An 8559-nucleotide genomic window follows, 5' to 3' on the forward strand; every position below is an offset into this window, starting at 1 on the left:
GTCACAGTGACGGCCGCGGCGGCGCGATCGCGCCCCCTCAGCGTGCCGGTGTCCCGACCGTGACGGCCGTCGCACTGGGCCCGGTGCCGTATCGCCCGGCACCGCCGTCGAGTTGTTCGCGCAACGCGAGGATCGTCGTGAGGCGGCCGGATTCCCGGTCGAGATTGTCCACGGTGGACAGGCCCGCGGCCAGGGCCGCATCCGCCCGCACCACCGCGATCGGCCCGTTGCCCTCGGCGGCGCCCGGCCGTCCGGCGAGTACCGCTCCGGCGCCGCGGCTGTCGACCACGCCCGCGAACCGGGCGATCAGGGAACCGCGGTTACCGCCGTGTTCCTCGCCTCCGGCATGGACGCCGGTGACGACGAGCGCTGCCTGCGCCGGTTCGACCTGGTCGTCCTCGTAGGTGACGAAACCACCGCTGCGGAGGGTCGTCAGCGCCAGCGTTCGCTCCTCCGGGGAGCTGCGGGGCTGCCCGGTGGCCGGATCGACGAGCAGGACCGCGCCGAGCAGGTCACCGGCCAGGCTGCCCGGGTCGACGGCACCGGTCTGCAGCTCCACGCCGGCCGGGACCACATTGGTGACGGTCGTGCGGAGCTGGTCCGCTCCGGCCGCGTCGACGAACGAGTCGGTCAGAGCGATCCGCGCGGTGACCCGGCCACCCGCATCGTCCACCGTGCGGGCCAGGGCGTCGACGTCCTCGGGTGCGGCGTCGGGAGTGGTCACGAGGAGCACGGTGCGCTCCTGCAGTTCGTCGCGCACGATCCGCGGGCCGACCGTCGCGTCGAAGCCGTCCGCGGCGAGCAACTGTGCCTCGAGCCGGCTGCCGTGGTCCTCGGCCTCCTGCACCTCACGACGCAGATCGGCCTTGTCGTCGCGCAGCCCGGTGACGACGCTGTCGGCGAGCACTCCGGAGCCGAGCACGATCCCGACTGCCAGGGCCAGGAACACCGCCACCAGGGAGACGGCATGGTGGCGCATCGAGATCACGCGCGCAGACCCCGCACCCACTCGATGGCGGCCTCCCACCACTGCCGGGCGATCTCGACGACGTCACCTCCGAGATTGGACACCACGAGCGCTGCGATCACGGCGATCAGGGCCGCGAAGACGAGCAAGGCGATCACCCCGCCGGAGACCCGGCTGCGGTAGAGGGTCGCAACGGCTTTCGCGTCGACGAGCTTGGGTCCGACCTTGAGCCGGGTCATCACCGCGGACGGATTGGTGTCGCGGCGGCCGTGGTCGAAGAACTCGTCGAGCGAGACGGTGCTGCCGACGGTCACCACCAGCGCCGCACCGTGGTGTTCGACGAGGAGCAGGGCCAGATCGGTGGGGGTGCCGACGGCGGGGAAGGTCATCGCTCCGATGCCCAGATCCTGGATCCGTTCCAGGCCGGGCGCGTGGCCGTCGGGATCTGCCGGCAGGACCACTTCGGCACCGGACTTGAGGGTCGAGGTTCCGATCTCGTCGGGGTCCCCGACGATCAGGTCGGGCCGGTAACCGGCCTTGGCGAGGGTGTCGGCGGCCGGGCCCACCCCGACGAGTATCGGTGAGTACTCCTTGATGAACGGTTTGAGGTCCTTGAGGTCCTGCACGTGCCCGGGACCGTCCGAGACCACCACCACGTGCCGGTCGCGCAAGTCGAGGTCGATGTCGGGGATGCCGACGCCGTCGATGAGCAGCGGGCTCTCCGAGCGGATGAACTCGATGGTGTTGCCCGAGAACGCCTCGAGGTGGTCGACGAGTCCGGTCTTGGCCTCGATCATGCGATCGGAGATCTCGACCTCGGTTTGCTCGTCACCCTCGACGAGCAGCCGCTCCCCCGCGTACACGCCGCCTTCGTGGACGCGGACCTTCGCGCCGTCCTTGATCTTCTTGAAGACCTCGGTACCCACGCTGTCCACCAGGACGATGTCGTGCGCGACGAGCACCTCGGGGCCGAGATTGGGATAGCGGCCCGAGATGGACGGGGCGGCGTTGATCACCGCGGTGACGCCGGCCTCGACGAGCGCGTCGGCGGTGACGCGATCGAGGTCGACGGCGTCGAGGACGACCACGTCGCCGGGGCCGACCCGGCGCAGCAGCTTCGCGGTGTTCTTGTCGACCCGGGCAATGCCACTCACTCCGGGCAACGTTTCGTTGTTACGGGACAGCAGCGCCGGCATCTTCATGCCAGAGATGATGCGCCGGTGCACGGGTGAGGTTGCGGAGGCGCGCCGGGGCGGGTGTGAACATCACCCGGCCCGGCGGGAGCGGATCAGCCGGTGCGTTCGGCGTGGGCGACGGCGAGCAGTTCCTCCGCGTGAGCGCGCCCGGTTTCGGTGTCGTCGAGACCGGCGAGCATGCGCGCGAGTTCGGTGACGCGCTCCTCCTCGCTGAGAGTACGCACGCCGCTGCTGATCACCCCGGCCCGGTCGTCGACCTTGTCGACGACGAGGTGGGTGTCGGCGAACGCGGCGACCTGGGGCAGGTGCGTGACGACGATGACCTGATGGGTGCGCGACAGGCGCGCCAGCCGTCGCCCGATCTCGACGGCGGCCCTCCCACCGACACCCGCGTCGACCTCGTCGAAGACCATGGTTGCGCCGCGTTCGGACCCGGCGAGCACCACTTCGAGCGCGAGCATGACGCGGGACAGCTCGCCGCCGGACGCGCTACGCGCGAGCGGGCGGGCGGGGGCGTCGCTGTGCGGGGCCAGCCGGAACTCCACATCGTCGATTCCCGACTCACCGGCGTGGAGAAGCCGGCCGTCGACCTGCAGCGGGGCGGCGTCCCCGGCGGCCGCGGCACGCTCGCTGATGTGCACATCGAGGACGGCGCGGCCCATCGCGAGGCCGGACAGTTCCTTGCTCACGGCCTTCGCGAGTTTCCCGGCGACCTTGTGCCGCGCCGCGGACAGTGCTGCCGCGGCCTCCGCGGTGGCGGCGGCCTCGGCGTCCACCTCGGCGGCGAGTTTGTCGATCGCCTCTGCGGAGACGTCCAGGCCGGACAGACGCTCCCGCGCCTCGCGTGCCCACTCGAGAACTCCGTCGATGTCGGCCGCGTACTTGCGGGTGAGATTCTTCAGTTCCGCCTGCCGGTTGAGCAGCGTGTCGAGTGCGCTCGGATCGGACGGTAGATCCGACAGATAACCCGAGATGTCCGCGGTGACGTCGGTGATCACGGCGATCGCCTCTCCCAAGCGGGGGCCGAGTTCGCGCAACGCGGGGTCGTCGCATCCCTCGAGGCGCGATCGGGCCTCCCCGAGCAGGTCGAGCGCCGCGGCGTGGGCGTCGGCGTCCCCGCTGTCGTCGCCGGCGAGAGCGGTGTGCGCGTGGGTGGCCGCCTCCCGCAGCGAATCGAGATCCGACAGCCGACGTACCTCCTCGACGATGCGGGTGTCTTCCCCCGGCTCGGGGGCGACACGGTCGATCTCGTCGAGTCCGAAGTGCAGCCGGTCGGCCTCCTGCGCGAGTTCGCGGGAACGCTCGGTGCGTTCCTGCAGTTCGGTCCGCGCGTCGAGCCAGCGGCGGCGGCAGGTGCGGTACCGCTCGAGCAGGGAGGTGACGGTCTTGCCCCCGAACCGGTCGAGAGCGGCACGTTGCTCTCCGGGGCGTAGCAGACGCAACTGGTCGTTCTGTCCGTGCACGGTCAGCAGCGGGCCCGTGAAGTCGGAGAGCACACCGACGGGGACGCTGCGGCCGCCGAGGTGTGCCCGGGATCGTCCGTCGCTGCCGACGCTGCGCACGGCGATGATGCTGCCGTCCTCGTCCCGCTGGGCGCCGGTGGACTCGAGCAGCTCGGCGATCCGGCGTTCGATGTGGCTGGGCGCAGGGTCGATCTCGAAGCGTCCTTCGACCACGGCGCGGCTCGCGCCGACCCGTACCCGGCCGGGATCCGCGCGTACTCCGGACAGCAGATGCAGGCTCGTGACGACCATCGTCTTACCGGCACCCGTCTCGCCGGTGAGCACCGTCAATCCTCCGTGGAAGCGGGCATACGCCTCCGAGATCACACCCAGGTTGTCGATCCGGATCTCTGCGAGCATCTCAGAGCTTCCTTCCCCGCCAGCCCTTCACCGGAAGTTCGAACTTGCGCACCATCCGATCGGCGAACGGCGCGGAATCCAGCCGTACCCAACGCACCGGGTTGCATCCTCGCACCACTTCCAGTCGGGCACCGGCCGGAACCTCGAGAGTGCGGCGGCCGTCGCAGAAGACCACACCGTCGTGGCCTCCGGCGAGGGTCTCGACAGCGATGATCGACTCCGGGCTCGTGACCAGCGGTCGCGCGAACAGCGCGTGGGCGTTGCTCGGGATCACCAGGAGCGCTTCGAGTTCGGGCCACACGATCGGTCCTCCTGCGGAGAACGCGTAGGCGGTCGACCCCGTGGGGGTGGCGACGAGGACGCCGTCGCAACCGAACGAGGAGACGGGGCGGCCGTCCACTTCGAGCACCACTTCGAGGACCCCGAGCCGGGACTTGTTCTCGAGACTCGCCTCGTTCAGCGCCCATCCACGGTCGAGGATCTCGTCGTCCAGACGCACCGTCACGTCCAGGGTCATCCGCTGTTCGATGCGGTATTCGCGGTGTACCACCTGCATCAGCGCTTCTTCGAGGTGGTCGGCCTCGGATTCGGCGAGGAAGCCGATGCGCCCGAGATTGATGCCCAGCACCGGTACCGCCGCATACTGGGCGAGTTCGGCGGCGCGCAGGAAACTACCGTCGCCACCGAGGACGATGACCATCTCGCATCCGGCCGCGGCTTCGGGACCGGGCTCGACGACGCTGATGAAACTGCCCGGCAGCGCGAGGACACCGAGACCGTTGTTCACCGCCTCGTCGTCGAGGGTGCGCAGCCCGATGCCGGCCTCGCCGAGGATCTTCGCGACCCGCATGGCGGTGCCGGCGATCTCGTCGCGACCCGAATGGGAGACGAGCAGGATCTCCCGGCCCGATCGCGTCGCGTCGCCCGCGACGGTCTCTGTGCTCACTGTGGTCCTTCCTGCACCGCACGCTCGATCAGTTCGACCACCGCCGGGTCGAGGTCCTCCGGGCCCGGCTCGCCGGCTCGCAGCCACAGGAAGTACTCGACGTTCCCGGACGGTCCGGGCAGCGGACTGGCCACCGCCCCGAGTGTGCGCAGACCCAGTCGTTGCGCCTCCCGGGCGACGTCGAGCACCGCCTCGGTGCGCAGCGCGGGGTCGCGCACCACACCCCCACTGCCCACACGGTCCTTCCCCACCTCGAACTGCGGCTTGACCATCGGCAGCAGGTCGCCGCCCGCGGCGACGCACGCCACGAACGCCGGGAGCACCAACGTGAGGGAGATGAACGACAGGTCGGCGACCACCAGGTCGACGTGCCCCCCGATCTTCTCGGCGTCGATGCTACGCACGTTTGTTCGATCGATCACGTGGACACGCTCGTCGGACTGCAGACGCCAGACCAGTTGCCCGTAACCCACGTCGACCGCGACGACCTCGGCCGCCCCCTCGTGCAGCAGGACGTCCGTGAAGCCGCCGGTGGATGCTCCTGCATCCAGGCAGCGACGCCCCGCGACCTGCAATCCGTGCGGCGTGAACGCCTCGAGAGCACCGAGAAGCTTGTGCGCCCCACGCGACGCCCAGGTCACCTCGTCGCTCACCTCGGTGACGATGAGCGGTGTGTTCGGTTCGACGGCGGTCGCCGGCTTGGACGCGACGGTCCCCGCGATCAGCACTCGACCTGCAGCGATCAGTTCGCTGGCATGCTCGCGTGAGCGTGCCAGACCTCGCCGTACCAGTTCCGCGTCGACTCGTGCCCGGCGTGCCACGTCAGATCTTGTCCACGGTCGCCAGCGCCTGCACGAGAACGTCGTGGGCCTGTTCCAGCAACTGCGCGTTCTCGAGCAGAACGGACTGATCGGCGCTCGGGGCGTCGGGCACCTCTGCACCGTGGCGCACACGCGCCAACAGGGCGTCGACCTCCTCGCGGATGCGCGCGGGATCGACGGTGGGGCGTGTGCCGGGAAGGTGTTCACCCGGACGTGGAATCGACGTGCTCATCGCCGTCCACGCTAGTCGATGAGTGCGACCGAGCCACACTCTCCGGTACGGATCAGATCACTGCCGCCCACGCGTCCACCACGGAACGCGCATGCTCGTCGAGCGGCCGGATCTGCCCGAATCCGGGGTTCGCCCAGGCGATGTCGAGAAGACCGCGCAGTGCCTGCATCGGATCGACGGCCGGCCGCGTCGCGGCGAGGTGAAGATCACCGTCGGCGACGGTGACGTCCCAGAAGGGATCGGGGGCGACGCGGAGCTGCGCGGCGGGCCGGTCGAGGCACGTGAGCGACGACGCGATGTAGGTGGGGCGCTGATGGGCCGGCGCCCGGAGCAGATCGTCGACGGTGCTCACCCCGGTCAACACGAGCAGCGAATCCGCGCCCACAGCGCCGGCACCCTCGATGTCGGTGTCCAAGCGGTCGCCGACGACGAGAGGCCGGCGGGCCCCACCACGCCGGATCGCGTCCTCGAGCAGCGGAGCGGCCGGCTTGCCCGCCACGATCGGGGTCGCGCCGGTGGCGTTGCGCACCGCGGCGACCATCGACCCGTTGCCGAGTACGAGACCCCGTTCGGTGGGCAGAGTCGAGTCGACGTTCGTGGCCACCCATGCGGCGCCGGCGCGTACCGCCAGTGTCGCCTCCGCGAGCATCGCCCATCCGGTGTCCGGTGAGTGCCCCTGCACCACCGCTACCGGATCTGCGTCGGCGGACCGGACCGGTACGAGACCGACGCCGGCGACTTCCTCGGCCAGCGCGTCCGTCCCGACCACCAGTACCGGCGCACCCGCAGGAAGCTGCTCGGCGAGCAGGCGCGCCGCCGACTGCGAACTCGTCACCACCGACGAATCGTCGGCGGGGAATCCGAGTTCACGCAGGTGCAGTGCGACCTCGGAAGGCCGCCGACTGGCGTTGTTCGTGACGTACAGCACCGTCTCGCCGCCGGCCGTCAACGCCTCCCGGGCACCCGGGACCGGTTCGGCTCCCCGATAGACGGTGCCGTCGAGGTCGAGCAGAAGGACGTCGTATATCCGCCGCAGCGTGTCGTCCGGGCCGTAGCCGTCGATCACGGTGCCTCTCCGGTGAGCTCCTCCACCCGCTCCTCGGCGTCGGTGACGCCTTCGAGATCCGCCGAGGCGGAATGCAGGAACCACTGCAGACCTTCTTCGGTCCGACCGGCCGCCACGAGAGCATCGGCGTACGCATAGAACAACCGTGCCGCCGCGGTACCACTGCGGTCCGGGTCGAGGTCGGGGGTCTGCAAGGTCACCACGGCCTGGTCGTACTGGCCGAGATCCATGCGGGCACCGGCGAGCACGATACGCAGTTCTGCGGCGTCGTCGCCGGTCAGTGCGCGTGCTTCGTCGCCGCGTCCGAGCTCGAGGGCCTTTTCCGGACGTCCGAGTCCGCGTTCGCAGTCGGCCATCACGGCGAGCAGGCCGGTACCGCCGGACATCCGGCGGGCTGCACGAAGCTCCGACAGAGCCTCCGCCCATTCACCGGCGTGGTAGGCGGTGATGCCGGCGGCCTCGCGGACCACTGCGATGCGGCCGGCGCGCTGGCGTGCGGCACGGGCATGAGCGAGCGCGGCGCGCGGGTCGTCGTCGAGCAGGCGGCCTGCCATCACCAGATGACGTGCCACCGCGTTCGCGTTCGCCTTGTCCAGACTCAGCAGGTCGCGGCGGATGGTCGGATCGAGTTCGGACGCTTCGACGTCATCGGGCAGATCCGGTTCGTCCGGGCGGGCTTCGCGACGCTGCGGCGCCACACCCTCACGTCCACGACCGGGGCCGAAACCACCCTCGCCGCCGCGACGCCGGGGTGCGCCGTCGCCACGACGGTCGCCGCCCTGGGGACCACGACGGTCTCCGTAGGAGGAGCCGCGGCGGTCGCCGCCACCGCGGTGCTCACCACCACGCCGGTCGTCGCTACCCCGTCGGTCGTCACCACCGCGCTGTCCCGAGGGACGCGCCGGACGCTCATCACGATCGCCGTAGCTGCGGTCACCGCGCGGGCGGTCGGAGCCCTGCCGGGGACGGTCACCGAACTGCCGGCCGCGATCGTCGTCACGGCGGGGACGTTCACCGCCGGAGCGCTCGCGGTAAGGGCGCTCGTCCCGGCCTCCGCGCGAGTCGTCGCGGCCGCGATCGCGAGCGTCTCCGCCCGGTGCGGAACGACGATCTCCACCTCGATAAGGTCGACGGTCATCGCCCTGCGGGGAACGACGATCATCGCCGCGGCCGGACGGACGTCCGCTGCCGGTGCCGTACGCACCCTGCCGGCGGTCGTCGCCCCGACCCTGACCACGCTCGCCGGCGTTGCGGTCGCGGGGCGCGCGCTCGTCGCGGGTGTCGTCGGCGCGTTCGTTGCGCTCGTTCTTGCGGCCCGACCACGGAGTGGATCCTCCACTCCTGAAGGACCGACGTTCACCGTTGCCGTCGGACACAGGAAAATCCTCTCATGAAAACACGAAAGGGGACCCAAACGAGTGGGTCCCCTTTCGGAACGGGTGTTCGGCGGTGTCCTACTCTCCCACACC

The 8559-nt window shown here is 70.5% G+C and carries 7 protein-coding genes and 1 pseudogene; all 8 read right to left on the reverse strand.

The features are described from left to right. Window positions 1-37 precede the first annotated feature (37 nt). Complete coding sequence (locus MOM01_RS18690; protein WP_241386935.1) at window positions 38-988, reverse strand: copper transporter; 951 nt, start codon at window positions 986-988, stop codon at window positions 38-40. Next, complete coding sequence (gene steA / locus MOM01_RS18695) at window positions 985-2169, reverse strand: putative cytokinetic ring protein SteA (protein WP_241386936.1); 1185 nt, start codon at window positions 2167-2169, stop codon at window positions 985-987. Before steA ends, MOM01_RS18690 begins: the two co-directional genes overlap by 4 nt. An 86-nt stretch (window positions 2170-2255) precedes the next feature. After that, window positions 2256-4025, reverse strand: coding sequence for a DNA repair protein RecN (gene recN, locus MOM01_RS18700; protein WP_241386937.1), 1770 nt, complete (start codon window positions 4023-4025; stop codon window positions 2256-2258). A gap of 1 nt (window position 4026) precedes the next feature. Further along, window positions 4027-4971 carry an NAD kinase gene (locus tag MOM01_RS18705; protein WP_241386938.1) on the reverse strand — a complete coding sequence of 315 codons (945 nt, stop codon included), beginning with the start codon at window positions 4969-4971 and terminating at the stop codon, window positions 4027-4029. Then, on the reverse strand, window positions 4968-5792 hold the full coding sequence (locus tag MOM01_RS18710) for a TlyA family RNA methyltransferase (RefSeq protein ID WP_241386939.1): 825 nt from the start codon (window positions 5790-5792) through the stop codon (window positions 4968-4970). Before MOM01_RS18710 ends, MOM01_RS18705 begins: the two co-directional genes overlap by 4 nt. A gap of 1 nt (window position 5793) precedes the next feature. Further along, window positions 5794-6024 (reverse strand): hypothetical protein, encoded by a 231-nt coding sequence (locus tag MOM01_RS18715; protein WP_241386940.1) that lies wholly within the window; start codon window positions 6022-6024, stop codon window positions 5794-5796. A gap of 52 nt (window positions 6025-6076) precedes the next feature. Further along, window positions 6077-7090, reverse strand: coding sequence for an HAD-IIA family hydrolase (locus MOM01_RS18720; RefSeq protein ID WP_241386941.1), 1014 nt, complete (start codon window positions 7088-7090; stop codon window positions 6077-6079). Beyond that, a pseudogene (locus MOM01_RS18725) lies at window positions 7087-7941 on the reverse strand (hypothetical protein); the annotation flags it as partial. The gene MOM01_RS18720 and the pseudogene MOM01_RS18725, both read right to left, overlap by 4 nt. Window positions 7942-8559: the final 618 nt, after the last annotated feature.

The organism is Rhodococcus sp. CH91 (assembly GCF_022554085.1).
Classification (GTDB): Bacteria; Actinomycetota; Actinomycetes; order Mycobacteriales; family Mycobacteriaceae; genus Rhodococcus.

Excerpts from the sequence above, each read along its gene's own strand:
- steA (WP_241386936.1), bottom strand. The coding sequence starts at position 2,169 with ATGAAGATGCCGGCGCTGCTGTCCCGTAACAACGAAACGTTGCCCGGA.
- recN (WP_241386937.1), bottom strand. The coding sequence starts at position 4,025 with ATGCTCGCAGAGATCCGGATCGACAACCTGGGTGTGATCTCGGAGGCG.
- MOM01_RS18715 (WP_241386940.1), bottom strand. The coding sequence starts at position 6,024 with ATGAGCACGTCGATTCCACGTCCGGGTGAACACCTTCCCGGCACACGC.